This is a genomic window from Pseudomonas trutticola BRTCR10 (assembly GCF_056155105.1).
The window spans coordinates 969,884-986,739 of sequence record NZ_CM149552.1; the positions used below are offsets into that span (position 1 = coordinate 969,884).

Sequence of the window (16,856 nt, forward strand, 5' to 3'; positions counted from 1 at the left end):
CCCCAAAGCGTTAGCGCAATAAAAATGCCCCGCCGTGAAAACGGCGGGGCATTTTTTTGCCTGCGAAATATCGAGACATTCTGCGAAGTTGCCGGACTTCAATACCGGTGCTAGGTTTAGCCCACCGCCCGTGTAGCTCAGCCGGTAGAGCAGCGCACTCGTAACGCGAAGGTCGCAGGTTCGATTCCTGTCTCGGGCACCACTCCCCTTATTTCACTTTACGGCTCAGATCCTCGACGGTGCGTTTGAGCTGATCCATCGCCCGATCCTGATCGTTTATTTTCTGCTTCAGATTCGAAATCTCGCTGCTGTTCGAGTTGGAACTGGAACCACTGTTGCGCTTGAGGTCTTCGACCTGGCGGCTGAGCGTATCGAGCTGGCGGTCCTGTTCCTTGACCTTGTTCTTCAGATCTTCGACTTCTCTGCCACTGGAGCTTGAGCTGGAACCGCTGCTGCGCTTGAACTCTTCAATCTGACGCGACTGCTCATTAACGGTGTCGCGCATCTTTTTCAGTTCATCGACACCGATTCCGCTCCTGATCACCACCTCTTTGCCGTAGTCGTTGTGTATGGCGGTAATCTGGTCGCCGTAGGAAGGGCTGCTGTTACTCAGTTCAATTGCCATTGCAGTTGCTGGCAGGGCCAGGGTGCCCAGCAGGGCGGTCAGAGCGGTGGCGGAGACAACAGAAGAAATCTTCGAAAAGCTGCGCATCACTGGTTTTCCTTGTGAACAGCAAGAGTAAGTGCCGACATGGCACATCGCTATGACTCAAAATCCGGATTTATGTTCCGCAGGTCAGCTTTTTGTGAGAGAGATGTAAAGAGCCGTGTAATTCGTCATGCAAACGTCCTATATTCGGTGCCTGCATGAGCATCGCCCAGCAGTTTTCAGATGATCCCGAATGGTTCCGAAGGCCGGTCAATCCGCGTCAGAGAGATCCTTGATGATCCAGATCCATCCTCCATTCCTATGATCAGCGAGAACGCCATGACCGAATTAACTCAAGAGCAACGTCACGAACTAGCGCTGGAAAAGTACATTCTGGACGTACCGGAGCTGAAAGAAGAGATCAAGGACCTGAGTTCTGATGATCAGAAAGACCAGATCCAGTGGGCATTCGAGGACGAAGCCGAAGCCCAGGGCTTGCAGCCGTGGGAACTGACGCTCAAGTACACCAGCACTCCTGAGGAGTTCGAGGCTCAGCGTCTTGTACTGCACAAGGAGGCGGCCGAAGTGTTGGGCGTCGAGTGGCAAGAGTACTGCGAGATGAACAATCTGGTGGTCTGAAACAAAAACGCCAGCCTCAACCGGGCTGGCGTTTTTTATTGCGTGAGGGCCTCAGAGGCTCAAACGCATCGACAGATCCACCGCCTTCACATCCTTGGTCATCGCACCGATCGAGATGTAATCCACCCCGGTCTCGGCGATTGGCAGCAGAGTGCTTTCGTTGATGCCGCCGCTGGCTTCCAGTTTGGCTTTGCCGCCGTTGAGGCGAACGGCTTCGCGCATGTCGTCCAGGCTCAGCTCGTCGAGCATGATGATATCGGCACCGGCAGCCAACGCTTCCTTCAGCTCCTCCAGGCTCTCCACTTCGACCTCCACCGGTTTACCCGGCGCGATCTTGTGCGCGGCAGCGATGGCCTGGGCGATGCCTCCGCTGGCGGCGATGTGGTTTTCCTTGATCAGGAACGCATCGTAGAGGCCGATGCGGTGGTTGTGGCAACCGCCGCAGGTCACCGCGTATTTCTGCGCCAGACGAAGGCCCGGCAGGGTTTTACGGGTATCGAGCAGCTTGACCTGAGTCGTCCCGACGAAGTCAGCCAGGTACTGCGCGCGCGTGGCCACGCCAGACAGCAGTTGCAGGAAATTCAGCGCGCTGCGTTCACCGGTCAGCAGTGAGCGGGCCGGCCCTTCCAGATGAAACAGCGGCTGATTCGGTTTGACCCGTTCGCCATCGACCACTTGCCAATGCACCGCGACCCGCGGATCCAGCTGACGAAACACGGCATCGACCCACGCCGTGCCGCAGATGACGGCTGCATCGCGAGTGATGATGGTGGCTTTGGCCAGACGTTCGGCAGGAATCAATTGTGCGGTGATGTCGCCGCTGCCGATGTCTTCGAGCAACGCACGGCGCACGTTGGCTTCGATTTCGGCGGTCAAATCGGCGAGACGTAGATTCGGCATAACGGGCTCCACAAACAAAGTGATTCGATTATAGGGGCATGGCACGAGCCAACCCAAGGTGAGAACTCGCGTGCTTGACTGCATCTGGTCGATTTTCTTTGAGTAAACGTGCTTCAGGCGCGGTCATTGGAGGGGGGCCGGGCATAGGGGAAACCCTGACGCCTCTGGCGTATGGGATAACTTTTACAAGATAATTCGCCGCGCATTTGACGTCATAGGTTTGACGTCTGTGATGGCCAGAATCATTGATATCTGTGCAAGCCCGCTTTCACAGGGATTTGTGTCGATCAGAAGAATCACCGTTCCAGGAGGCTTGGATGCACAACGACGGGAAAGTAGTGCCTTTGCACAAGGCCGCTACGGATCAGGCGAATCACTCGCCGCTCGCCCGCCTGCCTGTGATTCTGCTTCAGGTTCGCGACAAGGCCGCTCAACAGTTACGGCACGGCTTGCAGGAGCTGTTTGATAACGCCGACGACACTTTGTTTGAAATGGCTGACCGGGCGCGCAACGACGTCGAGCAGAACATCTTTTTCGAAGCCATGCGCGACCTGCGCCTCAAGCGCAAAAACATCGAGCGCGGTTTTCTCGAACAATTCTTCGAGGCCTTTGTCGGCCTCACACAATACGATCCCGTTCACAACACGCTGCCGCGTCCGTTGATGTATGAAGAATCGGCTCCACGCACCGATGACATGGAGCGCAACGTGGCGGTGGAGACCATGGTCGGCCGCGTGCTCAAGCGTGATGGCTTCGCCCTCGATCAATTGACCGCACGACTTGGCGCCTTGCTCGGCAGTACGCTTGATGATCAGCACAACCCGCTCGGCCCGGCGCTGCTCTGTGAGTATTTCCTCCAGGCCGGGCGCAACCTGGGCGCCGAGATCAAGGTCAAGTTGATCCTGCTCAAACTGTTCGAGCGCTATGTGCTGGCCGACACTGAGCAACTGTATGCCGAAGCCAATCAACTGCTCAGCGCCACCGGTGTGCTGCCCGAGCTGAAACCGGCTCCGGCACGGCGCGCGATTGATCGCGCGGCCGCCGCCATCAATCGCGAAGAAAGCGATGACCCGGCGCCAGCCGACGAAGGTGTGCAGGAAGTCTTCGCCGCGTTGCAGGAGTTGTTGTTGCACGTGCGCGGCAGTGTCGCGCCAACCCTCGAAACGAGCGCCGCCGCCCAGCCGATCACCACCCGCGACCTGCTGCGCCTGCTTTCGCACTTGCAGCAATATGTGCCGGCGCTGGCGGCGCAGGACGACTTTGATCTGCGCAATCAGCTCGAACAATTGCTGACGCGGGTCAGCGTCAAAAGTGGCAAGTCACGAATCGTCGGTGGTACAGACGAAGACGTGATCAACCTGATCGCCATGGTCTTCGACTGCATCCTCGAAGATCACAATGTGCCGGACTCGCTCAAGGCACTGATCGCCCGCTTGCAGATCCCGATGCTCAAGGTCGCGGTGCTCGATAAAAGTTTCTTCAGTCGCAGCAGTCACCCGGCGCGGCGCCTGCTCAATGAAATCGCCGACGCGGCCATGGGCTGGGGCGACTGCGACGGCGAGACGCGTGACAGCCTGTATCTGCGCATCGAGCAAGTGGTGCAGCGCCTGCTCACCGATTTTGTCGATGACCCGGCGATTTTTTCCGAGCTGCTCGCCGACTTTCTCGCCTTCACTAGCGATGAGCGTCGCCGCAGCGAATTGCTCGAACAGCGGCTGCGTGATGCCGAAGAGGGGCGGGCGAAAACCGAGCTGGCGCGGCGGCGGGTCGAGCTGGCGTTGAATCAGGCGCTGTTGGGCAAAGTCCTGCCACCGTCAGTCGTGACATTTGTACAGGACGCCTGGAGCAAGGTGTTGCTGCTGACCTGCCTCAAGCATGGCGACCAGTCCGCCGAGTGGCAGGCCGATGTGCAGACCATGGAACAATTGGTCTGGAGTGTGCAGCGTCATGCCGACCCGGACGCCGGTATGCGTTTGCTGGCGCTGGTGCCGGGTTTGCTCAAGTCGCTGCGTGATGGCTTGAGCAGTTCGGCATTCGATCCATTTGCGACCAGTGAATTCTTCAGTGAACTGGAAGCGCTGCATGTGCGCGTGCTGGAGCCGTCCACCCAGGCCGACGCGTCTACGTCGACGCCAATGATCGAGGTGTCGCAGCAGATCGTATTGCAGGCAGCCGAAGAGGGCGCGATGGCGCCGGGGGCGGCGCGTCTGGCGCATGACGGTGCGGGCCTGCAACAGGTCGATCAATTGCGTGTGGGCAGTTGGGTTGCGTTTCAGGAAGACGATGAAAACACCCTGCGCTGCAAATTGGCGGCGATCATCGAGGCCACCGGCAAATACGTGTTTGTCGACCGCACCGGGATGAAAGTGCGGGAGCGCAGCCGTATCGGTCTGGCCCTTGAGTTCCAGCGTGGTGCGGTGCGTGCGCTGGATGACACCTTGCTGTTCGACCGTGCGCTGGAGTCGGTGCTGGGCAATCTGCGACGACTCAATCGCGCCAAGTGATCGCGCGGCAGGGGGCGATCACGGCATACTGGGCGCCAACACAGTCGGCGTTGAAGGAATCGGTATGCAGTTGGATCCCGCTAGCGGGTGGTGTCACGGGGTGCAGGTGTGCCCATCGCCCAACTTCAATGAACGCCCTGCGGGCGAAGTTTCCCTGTTGGTGATCCACAACATCAGCCTGCCGCCTGCGCAGTTCGCAACGGGCAAGGTGCAGGAATTTTTCCAGAATCGTCTGGATGTCACCGAACATCCCTACTTTGCAGGGATTGCCGACCTACGGGTCTCGGCGCATTTTCTGATCGAACGTGACGGCAGCGTCACCCAGTTTGTCTCCTGTCTTGAACGGGCGTGGCATGCCGGCGTGTCGGTCTTCGAGGGGCGCGAAACCTGTAACGATTTTTCCGTGGGCATCGAGCTCGAAGGCACCGATGATCTGCCGTTCACCGACGCGCAGTATCAGGCGTTGACGGCGCTGACACGCCAGTTGCAAAAAGCATTTCCGGCTATCACCGGCGCGCGCATTTGCGGGCACAGCGACATTGCACCCGGGCGCAAGACCGATCCTGGCCCGGCATTCGACTGGGCGCGTTACCGCGCAGCCCTGGCACAAGAGGAAGGACAATGAGTTTTCTGGTGTTACTGCTGGCGGTCTGGATCGAGAAGTTCTCGGCCCTGCGCCATCGGGTTCAACGCGATGGCGGATGGATCCGCGAACTGCACAAACTCGAAAGCAGCGAGCGACTGGCGACACAGCCATGGCTGGTGCTGACGATTCTGGTGCTGCTACCGGTAGCCTTGCTGGGATTGTTGCTGGTGGTGCTGGAGCCGGTGGCTTATGGCTTGCTGGCCTTGCCAGTGCATTTGCTGGTGGTGATTTACAGCCTCGGGCGTGGCGATTTGCTGGGCGGTCTCGGGCCGTTTCGCGATGCCTGGCGCCGTGAGGATCTGCAAGCAGCGGCGCATGTCGCCAAACGTGATCTGAATATCTGCGCCGACAGCGGTGAGCAATTGCTCGATCGGGTGCAGGGGCATCTGTTGTGGCAGGCCTATCAGAGTTTCTTTGCGGTGATTTTCTGGTATTTCGTGCTCGGACCGGTGGCGGCGCTGGCCTATCGCTTGCTGGCGCTGGCTGAAGAGCACGGTCAAAACCCGGCGCTGGTCGAACGTGCCGCGCAGTTGCGCCATGCGTTCGACTGGTTGCCGGTGCGCCTGCTGGCGGCGAGTTTTGCATTGGTCGGCAACTTCGTTGCGGTCAGTCGCGTGATGCTCCATGAGCTGCTGAACTGGAACATCAGCGCCGCACAGCTGATCAACAAGGTCGGATTGGTCGCAGGGGAAATCCCGCCGCCGGTCGTCGGCCCGGAAGGCATCAACACTCTGGATTGCCTGTGGGAACTGCTGCTGCGCGCGGCGGTGCTGTGGTATGCCGGGTTTGCCTTGTGGACTGTTCTGATTCACTGATCTTTCATTGAAACTCATTGTGGTGAGGGGATTTATCCCCTATGGGCTGCGCAGCAGCCCCAAAAACCATCCTCCACGATTTATCAGATACAACGCCTATTCCGTTATTGGGGCCGCTTCGCGCCCCATCGGGGATAAATCCCCTCGCCACAATGGTTTTGTGTTGTCCTTGCGTCGTTAACCTTAAGTTACAAAACCTCCCTCCGATTTGAGCTATACAGAGATGGCGCCCGATAGTGGCTATCTGCTGTCTCTGCGCGCCTGCCAATAAAAACAAGAAAAACCAAGGGAGACTTCCAGTGAAGAGCTTGCTCTATCCCGCCGTCTCGCTGATGAACCGTCTGAGCTTCGGCATGAAGTTCAGCCTGATCAGCGTGCTGTTCCTGGTGCCGATGCTGGTGACCAATTTCTACCTGGTGCGCGATTCCTATCGCGAATTCCAGGGCACCCGCGTCGAGCTGCAAAGCCTCGACCTGCTCGGGAGCAGCCTGACCCTGCGCCGGGATCTGGAGACGCTGAACAATCTGGTGCAGATCAACGTCACCCTCGGCCAGTCCGGCAAGGCCGGCAATGTCGAAGCGCAGATCAGCAGCCTTGAACAAGCCGTGCTCACACGTCTGCAAGGGTTAGTGGCAATGACCGACGATCCGGAACAGATCAAGGTGTTCGACGGCAAACGCGATGAAATGATTGCCGCGTTCAAAGCCCAGCAAGCGGAAAACTCCCTGCAAAGCAAAAGCGCGCTGATCGGCAAGCTGCTCGCCAGTGCGCAGATTTTCAGTCAGATCATCACCAGTCAGGCCGGTCTGAGCCGCGACAATCAAGGCGACATTCGTCAGCTCAGCGAACTGGTGACCCTGATTACGCCGACGGTGACGCAAACCCTCGGCGAAGGCCGGGCCATGGGCTCGTATTCGTTGGGGCAGGGCTTTCTCAACAGTTCGTCGAGCACACGTTTTGATGAGCTGCTGGTGCAGATCGAAAAACTGCAGGCCGAATACGGTCTGAAATTGCAGGACGCCCTCGGCTCCAGCAAAGCCGCGCGCGAATCCCTCAGCGCTGCGGCCGACACCAGCAAGGCCTCACTGAAACAGGCCAGCGAATTGTTCGAAGAACAAGTGGTGATGGCCGACACGCTCGATGCACCGTGGCAGGCGTTTTATGATCAGGTCACCGGGCTGATGGACAAGACCTACCAGCTCAATGAAGCCACCCTGAAGTTCCTCGACACTCAACTGCAGCAACGACTGGCGCAGAACCGCACGCACATGGTCTTGCAGGCTGCGGCGCTGTCGGTGGTGTTCGTGCTGATTTTCTATCTCTACGGCGGTTTCTACGCCTCGACCCGCACCACGCTCAAACGCCTCGGCGCGATGATGGACAAAGTTGCGGCAGGCGACATGACGGTCAATTTCAAAGCCAACAGCCGCGATGAATTGGGTGAGTTGGGCGAGGTGTTCAACGGCACGGTGAGGAAGATTCACGATTTGATCGAACGGGTCGGCCATACCGTCAGCGAAGTCGAGCGTCAGGCCGGGCAAGTTGAAAATGTCTCGGCGCAAAGCAATCAGGCGGTGGCCGGCCAGCGTACGCAAATCGAGCAAGTGGCCACCGCGATGAACCAGATGTCGGCGACCTCACTGGAAGTGGCGCGCAGTGCTGCTGCGGCGGTGAGCAGTGCCCACAGTGTGAATGACGAGACCATCAGCGGGCGGGGCCTGGTGGAGTCGCAGCAGGGCAGCATCGCTGCGCTGGCCAGCGAAATCGATCAGTCGGTGTTGGTGATCAACCAGCTCGCCAGCGACAGCCAGTCGATCAGCCGCGTACTGGAAGTGATCAAGAGCATCGCCGAACAGACCAATCTGCTGGCGCTCAACGCCGCGATCGAGGCGGCCCGGGCGGGTGAGCAGGGGCGCGGTTTTGCGGTGGTGGCGGATGAAGTGCGCACCCTGGCCAAGCGCACGCAGCAATCGACCGAAGAGATCGAACAGATGATCGCCAAGCTTCATGGCGGCGTCGGCGCGGCGGTGAAAGCCATGGGCGTCAGCCATCAGATGGCCAGCGGCACGGTCGGGCAATCGGAAAAGGTCCAGCAGGCACTGGAAAACATCCTCGGTGCCGTAGGCATGATCGTCGACCAGAACCAGCAGATTGCCGCCGCCGTCGAGCAGCAAACGGCGGTGGCCCATGACATCGACCAGAACATCGTCGAGATCAACCGCGCCGGTGAACGCACGGCGCAAGGCGCACACCAGACCGAAGACGCCAGTCGGGCGTTGTCGGCGCAGGTGGTGGAGCTGAAACAGCTGATCAGCGCGTTCCGGGTCTAGGCTTTACACAAATTCCTTGTAGGAATGAGCCTTTGTGGTGAGGGGATTTATCCCCGATGGGGCGCGAAGCGCCCCCAATGCCTGAGTTAGAGATTTATCTAACATGTCGTCGATTTTTTGGGGCCGCTGCGCAGCCCATCGGGGATAAATCCCCTCGCCACAAAGATACCCTCCTCAAGCGGCAGGGCGTTATCAGAAACTCTTGTAATACTTTTCCACTTTGAGTCGTAGGCCGAATCCTGTTTTTCTCCCAGCGCTGGCGTTCCGTCATCAATGAGCCAGTATTCCGGTTCATCTGATCGTAGAGGAGGCCACTCATGTCCGTTGCAACCTTGGGAATCCAGGGCCGCTGTGCCCATTGCGAGCAGACGCTGGTGCTCAAACCCTGGCAACTCAACGCTATCGCGATCAATGAATCGTTCACCTGTGAGCACTGTCAGCAAACCCTGGAGCTGCGTTGTCCCAAGCAGATCAAACGTTTCAAGTCGCTCGATTCACTGGCGTTGTTGCGCTTCAGCGCTTCGATGACGGTGTGCACCGCGTTGCTGGTGGCGCTGGTGATGGAATGGCTGGGGCTGCTGAGCGTCACCGAACAGTTGAACGCCTCGCTGATCACGATTTTCGTGTACTTCGTGGTCGTTCGTTATGCGCGCCAACGTCAACACATAACGCTGATTCTCGAGGCTGCCAAGGCTCACGCCGATTGACTACCAGCCAAACACCGCGCAGCTGTTGGCGGTGCTGGTGACGGCCAGTTGTTCGGGGCTTACGTTCAGGATTTGCGCCAGCGCCGCGCAGATCGCCGGCAGGTGCGCGGGGCTGTTGCGCTGGCCGGGGAACATGGCGGGCGCCATGTCTGGTGAGTCGGTTTCCAGCACAATCGAATCCAGCGGCAAATCCGCCAGGACCCGATGCATGCGCAACGCCTGCGGCCAGGTCGGCGCACCACCCAGGCCAAGTTTGAAACCGAGTTTGATGTACTCGCGCGCCTCTTCACGGCTGCCGGCAAACGCATGGATGATCCCGGCGCGTTTGAGCTTGAAGCGCTTGAGCGTGGCAATCACCGCCGCGTGACTGCGCCGTACATGGATCAGCGCCGGCAAATTGAAATCCGCCGCCAGTTGCAACTGCGCTTCGAACAGCGCCTGTTGCCGCTCGCGGTCGAGGGTTTCGATGAAGTAGTCCAGACCGATTTCGCCCACCGCACACAACTGTCGATGACCGCGCAATCGCGTCAGCCAGTCGCCGAGGGCCTGCAAGTCTTCAGGTCGATGCTGGTCGAGATAGACCGGATGCAAACCGAACGCTGCGTACAAGTCAGCGTCGCTCTGCACCAGATCCCATACCCGCTGCCAGTTACCCTCATGCACACCCAACACCACCATCCGCCGCACCCCGAGGGCGCGGCTTTCGCCGAGCAACGCCGAGCGGTCGGCGTCGAAGTCGGGGAAGTCCAGGTGAGTGTGGCTGTCGATCAGCTCCACGCTTCAGTCCCGGTGAATACGCTGTTTGAAGGTACGGGCAATGGCTTGCACGCCAGGCTGGTAATCCGATTGCTCGACGGCGGCCAGCGCCAGTTCCAGCGCCTTGTCGGCGATCAACTGGTGCTGCTGGGCCATGGCGTTGACCGGTAGCGGCAGGAAATCCAGCAACTGCGTGTCACCGAAGGTGCCAAGGCGCAGCGGACGGGATTTCAGCGGGAAGTCATGCAATGCGTCGAACACGCCCTGCAGCAGCACGTAGGAGGTGGTCACCAGCGCATCCGGTAAATGCCCCAGACGTTGCAGGAGTTCTTCCATCAATTGCTTGCCGCACTCGCGACTGAACGATTCGGCGTGCTCGACCAGCACTTCGCCTTTGAAATCGCCCAGCGCTTCTTTGAAGCCGGCCGCACGTTCCTGGCTGATGCTCAATTCCGGGCGGGCGCCAAGCAGGACGATCTGCTTGAGCTGCGGATCGAGCAGGCTCTGGGTCAGGTGCAGGCTGGCCTCGCGGTCGTCGCTGATCACCGAGCAAAAATGCTCGGGTTCCATGACCCGGTCGATGGCGATGATCGGCAGGCCTTTGGCCTGCAACTGGCGGTAGCTGTCATCCCCGGCCGGCAGGCAACTGGCAACGATCAGCGCATCGCAGCGGCGCGCCTTGAACAATTGCAGCAATTGGCGCTCGCTGTCCGGCGCATCGTCGGAGCTGGCGATCAGCAACTGATAGCCGCGTGCCCGGGCGCCTTGTTCGAGCAGTTTGGCGATCCGCGCGTAACTGGGGTTTTCCAGGTCCGGCAAAATGAAGCCCAGTGTGCGCGTGTGCCGACTGCGCAGCCCGGCCGCTTGTGGATTGGGCGTAAAGCCATGCAGATCAACCACCGCGCGCACGCGCTCGACGGTCGCGTTACTGATGCGTTGCTGTTCGGCCTTGCCGTTGATGACGTAGCTGGCGGTGGTCACGGACACTCCGGCCAACCGCGCGATATCACTGAGTTTCAACCCGGGATTTCCTTGTTGTTTCGAGCATGCCGCGAGATTTTCGCCAATCCTACCCGATTAGGGCAGACGACTTATTGCCTACGCGCATCCGACAAGTTGGACTTCAAGGATGGGACATTATCGAGTAACGTGCCGATCAATCTAGATTAAACGTTTCAGCAAGCGTATTTTCTACGTTTTAGACGCCTTTGGCCGGTTCTGCCGTGAAACCGCCAAAACTGCCCCTGAAAAGGATGGCCCAGAGCGCCTAAGCTGCAAACCATTCAAAACAATACCTGGCTCTTTGAAGGGCCAAAAAGGAGATCGCATGCTCGAGCTCACTATAGAGCAGATATCCATGGGCCAATCGGCTGTGGATAAATCCGCTGCCCTGCAATTGCTGGCCAATCACCTGGTGGCCGATGGCCTGGTCGCTGATGGTTACCTTGCCGGATTGCAGGCGCGCGAGGCCCAGGGCTCGACCTTTCTCGGTCAAGGTATTGCCATTCCCCACGGTACGCCCGAGACCCGCGATCAAGTATTCGCCACTGGCGTGCGCCTGATGCAGTTTCCCGAGGGCGTGGATTGGGGCGATGGCCAGATCGTTTATCTGGCGATCGGGATTGCGGCCAAATCCGATGAACACCTTCGTCTCTTGCAACTGCTGACCCGGGCCCTCGGCGAGACCGATCTCGGTCAGGCCCTGCGCCGCGCCAGTTCGCCCGAAGCACTGCTGAAACTGCTGCAAGGCGCGCCGCAGGAACTGGCGCTGGATGCGCAGATGATCGGCCTCGGTGTTTCGGCTGATGATTTCGAAGAACTGGTCTGGCGCGGCGCGCGCCTGCTGCGTCAGGCCGATTGTGTGAGCAACGGCTTTGCTGGCGTGTTGCAGCAAGTCGAAGCGCTGCCGCTGGGCGATGGTTTGTGGTGGCTGCACAGCGAGCAAACGGTGAAGCGTCCGGGCCTGGCTTTCGTCACGCCGGACAAACCGATGCGTTACCTCGGCCAGCCGCTGAGCGGCTTGTTCTGTCTGGCCAGTCTCGGCGAAGCGCATCAGGCGTTGCTCGAGCGTCTGTGCGCGTTGCTCATCGAAGGTCGCGGCCACGAATTGGGCCGCGCCACCAGCAGCCGTAAAGTCCTCGAAGTGCTCGGTGGTGAGTTGCCCGCCGACTGGCCGAGCGCCCGCATCGCGCTGGCCAACTCTCACGGTCTGCACGCACGCCCGGCGAAGATCCTCGCGCAACTGGCGAAGAGCTTTGACGGCGAAATCCGCGTACGCATCGTCGACAGCCAGGACAGCGCCGTGTCGGTGAAGAGCCTGAGTAAACTGCTCAGCCTCGGCGCCCGTCGTGGTCAGGTGCTGGAGTTGATCGCCGAGCCGAGCATCGCCGCCGACGCATTGCCCGCGTTGCTCGCCGCCATCGAGGAAGGCCTCGGCGAAGAAGTCGAGCCCCTGCCGGCCGTCAGTCAGCAACGCGAAGTGATCGCCGACATCGCCGAAGTTGTGATCGCGCCGACGTCCGGCAGCCTGCTGCAAGCGATTCCCGCCGCCCCCGGCATTGCCATCGGCCCGGCGCACATTCAAGTGCAGCAAACCATCGAATACCCGTTGCGCGGCGAATCTGCGGCCATCGAGCGCGAGCGTCTCAAGCAAGCCTTGGCCGATGTGCGTGCGGACATCCAGGGCCTGATCGAACGCAGCAAGGCCAAAGCCATCCGCGAGATTTTCATCACCCACCAGGAAATGCTCGACGACCCGGAACTGACCGATGAAGTCGACACGCGCCTCAAGCAGGGCGAGAGCGCTGAAGCGGCGTGGATGGCGGTGATCGAAGCCGCCGCCAAACAACAGGAGTCGCTACAGGATGCCTTGCTCGCCGAGCGTGCGGCGGACTTGCGTGACATCGGTCGCCGCGTGCTGGCGCAACTGTGTGGCGTGCAAACCCCGAGTGAACCCGAGCAGCCGTACATTCTGGTGATGGACGAGGTCGGCCCGTCCGACGTCGCACGGCTCGATCCGGCGCGGGTGGCGGGGATTCTTACCGCTCGCGGCGGGGCCACGGCACACAGTGCAATCGTCGCCCGTGCTCTCGGCATTCCGGCGCTGGTCGGGGCTGGCGCAGCGGTGCTGCTGCTGGCGCCGGGCACGCCGTTGCTGCTCGACGGCCAGCGTGGTCGCCTGCACGTCGATGCTGATGCGGCAACGCTGCAACGCGCCACCGAAGAACGCGACACCCGCGAGCAGCGCCTCAAGGCTGCTGCCGAACAACGTCACCAACCGGCGCACACCACCGACGGCCACGCCGTCGAAGTGTTCGCCAACATCGGCGAAAGCGCCGGGGTGGTCAGCGCGGTGGAGCAGGGCGCCGAAGGTATCGGCCTGCTGCGTACCGAACTGATTTTCATGGCCCACCCGCAAGCGCCGGACGAAGCCACGCAGGAGGCCGAATACCGCCGCGTCCTCGATGGCCTCGCCGGGCGTCCGTTGGTGGTGCGCACGCTGGATGTCGGCGGCGACAAACCGCTGCCGTATTGGCCGATCGCCAAGGAAGAAAACCCGTTCCTCGGCGTGCGCGGTATTCGCCTGACCTTGCAGCGCCCGCAGATCATGGAAGCGCAATTGCGCGCCTTGCTGCGTGCGGCCGACAACCGTCCGCTACGGATCATGTTCCCGATGGTTGGCAGCGTCGAAGAGTGGCGTCAGGCCCGCGACATGACAGAGCGTCTGCGTCTGGAAATCCCGGTCGCCGACCTGCAACTCGGCATCATGATCGAAGTACCGTCCGCCGCTCTGTTGGCGCCGGTGCTGGCAAAAGAAGTCGATTTCTTCAGCGTTGGCACCAACGACCTGACCCAATACACCCTGGCCATCGACCGTGGTCATCCGACCCTGTCGGCGCAGGCTGATGGCTTGCATCCAGCGGTGCTGCAACTGATCGACATCACCGTGCGCGCCGCGCATGCCCATGGCAAATGGGTCGGTGTCTGCGGCGAGCTGGCGGCAGATCCACTGGCGGTGCCGGTGCTGGTCGGCCTCGGTGTCGATGAACTCAGCGTGTCGGGCCGCAGCATTGCTGAAGTGAAGGCACGCATACGCGAACTCAGCCTTACCCAGGCGCAAACCCTTGCTCAACAAGCCCTCAGCGTGGGCAGCGCCAACGAAGTGCGTGCATTAGTGGAGGCCCTGTAATGGCCAAGATTCTCACCCTGACCCTCAACCCGGCGCTGGACCTCACGGTAGAGCTGTCACGTCTGGAGGCCGGTCAGGTCAACCGCAGCGACGAGATGCACACCCACGCCGCCGGCAAAGGCGTGAACGTCGCGCAGGTGCTGGCCGATCTCGGTCATCAGCTGACGGTCAGCGGCTTTCTCGGCGAAGACAACCTGCAAGCGTTCGAAACCCTGTTCACAAAGCGCGGCTTTGTCGACGCGTTCATCCGCGTGCCGGGCGAGACGCGCAGCAACATCAAAGTCGCCGAGCGCGACGGCCGTATAACCGACATAAATGGACCGGGGCCGGTGGTCGATGCCGCCGCGCAGCAGGCGTTGCTTGAGCGTCTGGTGCAGATCGCGCCGGGGCATGACGCGGTGGTGGTCGCCGGCAGTTTGCCGCGCGGCGTCACGGCGCAGTGGTTGCGTGAACTGATTGAGCGACTGAATCAGCTCGGTCTGAAAGTCGCCCTCGACAGCAGCGGCGAAGCCTTGCGTGCGGCGTTGCAGGCCAGTCCGTGGCTGATCAAACCGAACACCGAAGAACTCGCCGATGCCCTCGGTTGCGAGGTGGTTTCCCACGCGGCCGAGGCGCAGGCAGCGGTGCGTTTGCATGCGCAAGGCATTGAGCATGTGGTGATTTCTCACGGTGCCGATGGGGTCAACTGGTTCAGCGTCGGTTCGGCACTGCATGCCACGCCACCGAAAGTCAGCGTCGCCAGCACAGTGGGTGCCGGTGACTCGTTGCTGGCCGGCATGCTGCACGGTTTGCTCAGCGCCGACACGCCTGAGCAAACCCTGCGTACGGCCACCGCAATCGCGGCAATGGCGGTCACGCAGATCGGTTTTGGCATCAACGACAGCGTGCAACTGGCGCAGCTCGAACAGGGCGTGCGCGTGCGCCCCCTGACAGAACAATAAGAGGGTTTGTCATGAAGTTAGCCATTGTTACGGCGTGCCCGAACGGCATGGTCACCAGTGTGCTGTGCGCGCGTTTACTGGATGCGGCGGCTCAGCGTCAGGGCTGGAGCACCAGCGTTGAAGTGGTGGACGCGGCGCACCCGGAACGTGAATTGTCGGCGGCGACCATCGAAGCGGCGGAGTGGGTGTTGCTGGTGGCCACCGGTGACGTCGACATGACGCGTTTTGTTGGTAAACGCGTCTTTCAAATTGCTCCGGCGCAAGCCCTGCAAGATGTTGAAGCGGTGCTGCGACGTGGTGCCGAAGAAGCCGAGGTTTATGTCGCCAGCGAAGCCGTTCCCGCTGCCGTTGCGCAGCGTGCCCCACGCATTGTCGCGATCACCGCATGCCCCACCGGAGTCGCCCATACCTTCATGGCGGCCGAGGCGTTGCAGCAAACCGCCAAGCGTCTCGGTTATGACTTGCAGGTCGAAACCCAAGGCTCGGTCGGTGCGAAAACCCCGTTGAGCGCGACGGCAATTGCCGAGGCTGACGTGGTGCTGCTGGCGGCGGATATTGAAGTTGCCACCGAGCGTTTTGCCGGCAAGAAAATCTACCGTTGTGGCACCGGCATCGCATTGAAGCAGTCGGAAGCCACGCTGAAAAAAGCCCTCGCCGAAGGTCGGGTGGAGAGCGCCGCGAGCGACAGCAAGACCCCCGCCAAACAAGAGAAAACTGGTGTCTACAAACACCTGCTGACCGGCGTTTCGTTCATGCTGCCGATGGTGGTGGCGGGCGGTTTGATGATCGCGCTGTCGTTTGTGTTCGGCATCACCGCGTTCAAAGAGCAAGGCACGCTGGCGGCTGCATTGATGCAGATCGGCGGGGAAACCGCGTTCAAGTTGATGGTGCCGCTGCTGGCCGGTTACATCGCCTACTCGATTGCCGACCGCCCAGGTCTGGCGCCGGGGATGATTGGCGGTTTGTTGGCGAGCACGTTGGGGGCCGGGTTTATCGGCGGCATTGTGGCTGGTTTCATCGCCGGTTATGCGGCCAAGGCGATCAGTCGATACGTCGCATTGCCGCAAAGTCTTGAGGCGCTGAAGCCGATTCTGATCATTCCGCTGTTCGCCAGTCTGTTTACCGGTCTGGTGATGATTTACGTGGTCGGCAAACCGGTCGCGGGCATGCTCGCCGCGCTCACGCATTTCCTCGACAGCATGGGTACCACCAACGCGATTCTGCTGGGGATCGTGCTCGGCGGCATGATGTGCGTCGACCTCGGTGGGCCGATCAACAAAGCCGCGTATGCGTTCTCGGTGGGGCTGCTGGCGTCACAGAGTTATGCGCCGATGGCGGCGACGATGGCCGCAGGCATGGTGCCGCCGATTGGTCTGGGTATCGCCACGTTCATCGCCAGGCGAAAGTTTGCCCAGACTGAGCGCGAGGCCGGCAAAGCGGCGCTGGTGTTGGGGCTGTGCTTTATCTCCGAAGGCGCGATTCCGTTTGCCGCCAAAGATCCGCTGCGGGTGATTCCGGCGAGCATTGCCGGTGGCGCATTGACCGGGGCTTTGTCGATGTACTTCGGCTGCAAACTGATGGCGCCGCACGGTGGTCTGTTTGTGCTGGCGATTCCGAATGCGATCAACCATGCGCTGCTGTATCTGCTGGCGATTGTCGCGGGGAGTTTGTTGACGGCCGTCGTATATGCAACGGTCAAACGGCCTGAGGCCGTCGAGCTGGCGCTGGAACCCGCGAAGGCTTAACTGAAAAAATACCCCCCCTGCAGGAGTGAGCCTGC

13 protein-coding genes and 1 tRNA gene are annotated in these 16,856 nt (G+C 60.6%); 10 read left to right on the forward strand and 4 right to left on the reverse strand.

All coding sequences use genetic code 11. The features are described from left to right. Positions 1-126 precede the first annotated feature (126 nt). Positions 127-202: transfer RNA gene (locus tag ACVVH8_RS04155), tRNA-Thr, on the forward strand. A gap of 6 nt (positions 203-208) precedes the next feature. On the opposite strand, the gene ACVVH8_RS04160 is transcribed toward ACVVH8_RS04155, so the two are convergent. Then, positions 209-712: a hypothetical protein gene (locus ACVVH8_RS04160; RefSeq protein ID WP_475228680.1), complete on the reverse strand. Its 504-nt coding sequence runs from the start codon at positions 710-712 to the stop codon at positions 209-211. Between the two features lie 276 nt (positions 713-988). Here ACVVH8_RS04160 and ACVVH8_RS04165 point away from each other — a divergent pair, with 276 nt between their 5' ends. Continuing rightward, on the forward strand, positions 989-1,288 hold the full coding sequence (locus ACVVH8_RS04165; RefSeq protein WP_475228682.1) for a DUF6388 family protein: 300 nt from the start codon (positions 989-991) through the stop codon (positions 1,286-1,288). Positions 1,289-1,339: 51 nt separating this feature from the next. Here the strand turns inward: ACVVH8_RS04165 and nadC are convergent, their stop codons facing one another. Then, on the reverse strand, positions 1,340-2,188 hold the full coding sequence (gene nadC, locus ACVVH8_RS04170; RefSeq protein ID WP_213027524.1) for a carboxylating nicotinate-nucleotide diphosphorylase: 849 nt from the start codon (positions 2,186-2,188) through the stop codon (positions 1,340-1,342). A 317-nt stretch (positions 2,189-2,505) separates the two neighbouring features. On the opposite strand from nadC, the gene ACVVH8_RS04175 reads away from it, so the two are divergent. From ACVVH8_RS04175 to ACVVH8_RS04195, 5 genes are all read left to right on the forward strand, one after another. Then, positions 2,506-4,692, forward strand: coding sequence for a DUF1631 domain-containing protein (locus ACVVH8_RS04175; protein WP_475228685.1), 2,187 nt, complete (start codon positions 2,506-2,508; stop codon positions 4,690-4,692). A 64-nt stretch (positions 4,693-4,756) separates the two neighbouring features. Next, positions 4,757-5,317, forward strand: coding sequence for a 1,6-anhydro-N-acetylmuramyl-L-alanine amidase AmpD (gene ampD, locus ACVVH8_RS04180; protein WP_103303176.1), 561 nt, complete (start codon positions 4,757-4,759; stop codon positions 5,315-5,317). Next, on the forward strand, positions 5,314-6,153 hold the full coding sequence (gene ampE, locus ACVVH8_RS04185) for a regulatory signaling modulator protein AmpE (protein ID WP_103303175.1): 840 nt from the start codon (positions 5,314-5,316) through the stop codon (positions 6,151-6,153). Before ampD ends, ampE begins: the two co-directional genes overlap by 4 nt. A gap of 299 nt (positions 6,154-6,452) precedes the next feature. Beyond that, complete coding sequence (locus ACVVH8_RS04190; protein WP_103303174.1) at positions 6,453-8,483, forward strand: methyl-accepting chemotaxis protein; 2,031 nt, start codon at positions 6,453-6,455, stop codon at positions 8,481-8,483. A gap of 317 nt (positions 8,484-8,800) precedes the next feature. After that, positions 8,801-9,190 carry a hypothetical protein gene (locus ACVVH8_RS04195; RefSeq protein ID WP_475228687.1) on the forward strand — a complete coding sequence of 130 codons (390 nt, stop codon included), beginning with the start codon at positions 8,801-8,803 and terminating at the stop codon, positions 9,188-9,190. Here the strand turns inward: ACVVH8_RS04195 and ACVVH8_RS04200 are convergent, their stop codons facing one another. Continuing rightward, on the reverse strand, positions 9,191-9,967 hold the full coding sequence (locus ACVVH8_RS04200) for a TatD family hydrolase (RefSeq protein ID WP_475228689.1): 777 nt from the start codon (positions 9,965-9,967) through the stop codon (positions 9,191-9,193). 3 nt (positions 9,968-9,970) lie between these two features. Then, a complete protein-coding gene (gene cra, locus ACVVH8_RS04205; RefSeq protein WP_103303171.1) occupies positions 9,971-10,966 on the reverse strand; it encodes a catabolite repressor/activator in 996 nt (331 codons plus the stop codon). A gap of 307 nt (positions 10,967-11,273) precedes the next feature. On the opposite strand from cra, the gene ptsP reads away from it, so the two are divergent. From ptsP to ACVVH8_RS04220, 3 genes are read left to right on the forward strand one after another with little or no spacing between them, the layout of a single operon-like run. Then, positions 11,274-14,135, forward strand: coding sequence for a phosphoenolpyruvate--protein phosphotransferase (gene ptsP / locus ACVVH8_RS04210; RefSeq protein WP_475228691.1), 2,862 nt, complete (start codon positions 11,274-11,276; stop codon positions 14,133-14,135). Beyond that, on the forward strand, positions 14,135-15,076 hold the full coding sequence (gene pfkB, locus ACVVH8_RS04215; RefSeq protein WP_475228694.1) for a 1-phosphofructokinase: 942 nt from the start codon (positions 14,135-14,137) through the stop codon (positions 15,074-15,076). The genes ptsP and pfkB overlap by 1 nt, the downstream gene beginning before the upstream one ends. An 11-nt stretch (positions 15,077-15,087) precedes the next feature. Beyond that, the gene (locus ACVVH8_RS04220; RefSeq protein ID WP_475228696.1) at positions 15,088-16,821 is read left to right on the forward strand and encodes a PTS fructose-like transporter subunit IIB; all 1,734 of its coding nucleotides are present in this window, start codon (positions 15,088-15,090) and stop codon (positions 16,819-16,821) included. Positions 16,822-16,856 lie beyond the last annotated feature (35 nt).

Excerpts from the sequence above, each read along its gene's own strand:
- ACVVH8_RS04160 (WP_475228680.1), bottom strand. The coding sequence starts at position 712 with ATGCGCAGCTTTTCGAAGATTTCTTCTGTTGTCTCCGCCACCGCTCTG.
- ACVVH8_RS04165 (WP_475228682.1), top strand. The coding sequence starts at position 989 with ATGACCGAATTAACTCAAGAGCAACGTCACGAACTAGCGCTGGAAAAG.
- nadC (WP_213027524.1), bottom strand. The coding sequence starts at position 2,188 with ATGCCGAATCTACGTCTCGCCGATTTGACCGCCGAAATCGAAGCCAAC.
- ACVVH8_RS04175 (WP_475228685.1), top strand. The coding sequence starts at position 2,506 with ATGCACAACGACGGGAAAGTAGTGCCTTTGCACAAGGCCGCTACGGAT.
- ampD (WP_103303176.1), top strand. The coding sequence starts at position 4,757 with ATGCAGTTGGATCCCGCTAGCGGGTGGTGTCACGGGGTGCAGGTGTGC.
- ampE (WP_103303175.1), top strand. The coding sequence starts at position 5,314 with ATGAGTTTTCTGGTGTTACTGCTGGCGGTCTGGATCGAGAAGTTCTCG.
- ACVVH8_RS04195 (WP_475228687.1), top strand. The coding sequence starts at position 8,801 with ATGTCCGTTGCAACCTTGGGAATCCAGGGCCGCTGTGCCCATTGCGAG.
- ptsP (WP_475228691.1), top strand. The coding sequence starts at position 11,274 with ATGCTCGAGCTCACTATAGAGCAGATATCCATGGGCCAATCGGCTGTG.
- pfkB (WP_475228694.1), top strand. The coding sequence starts at position 14,135 with ATGGCCAAGATTCTCACCCTGACCCTCAACCCGGCGCTGGACCTCACG.
- ACVVH8_RS04220 (WP_475228696.1), top strand. The coding sequence starts at position 15,088 with ATGAAGTTAGCCATTGTTACGGCGTGCCCGAACGGCATGGTCACCAGT.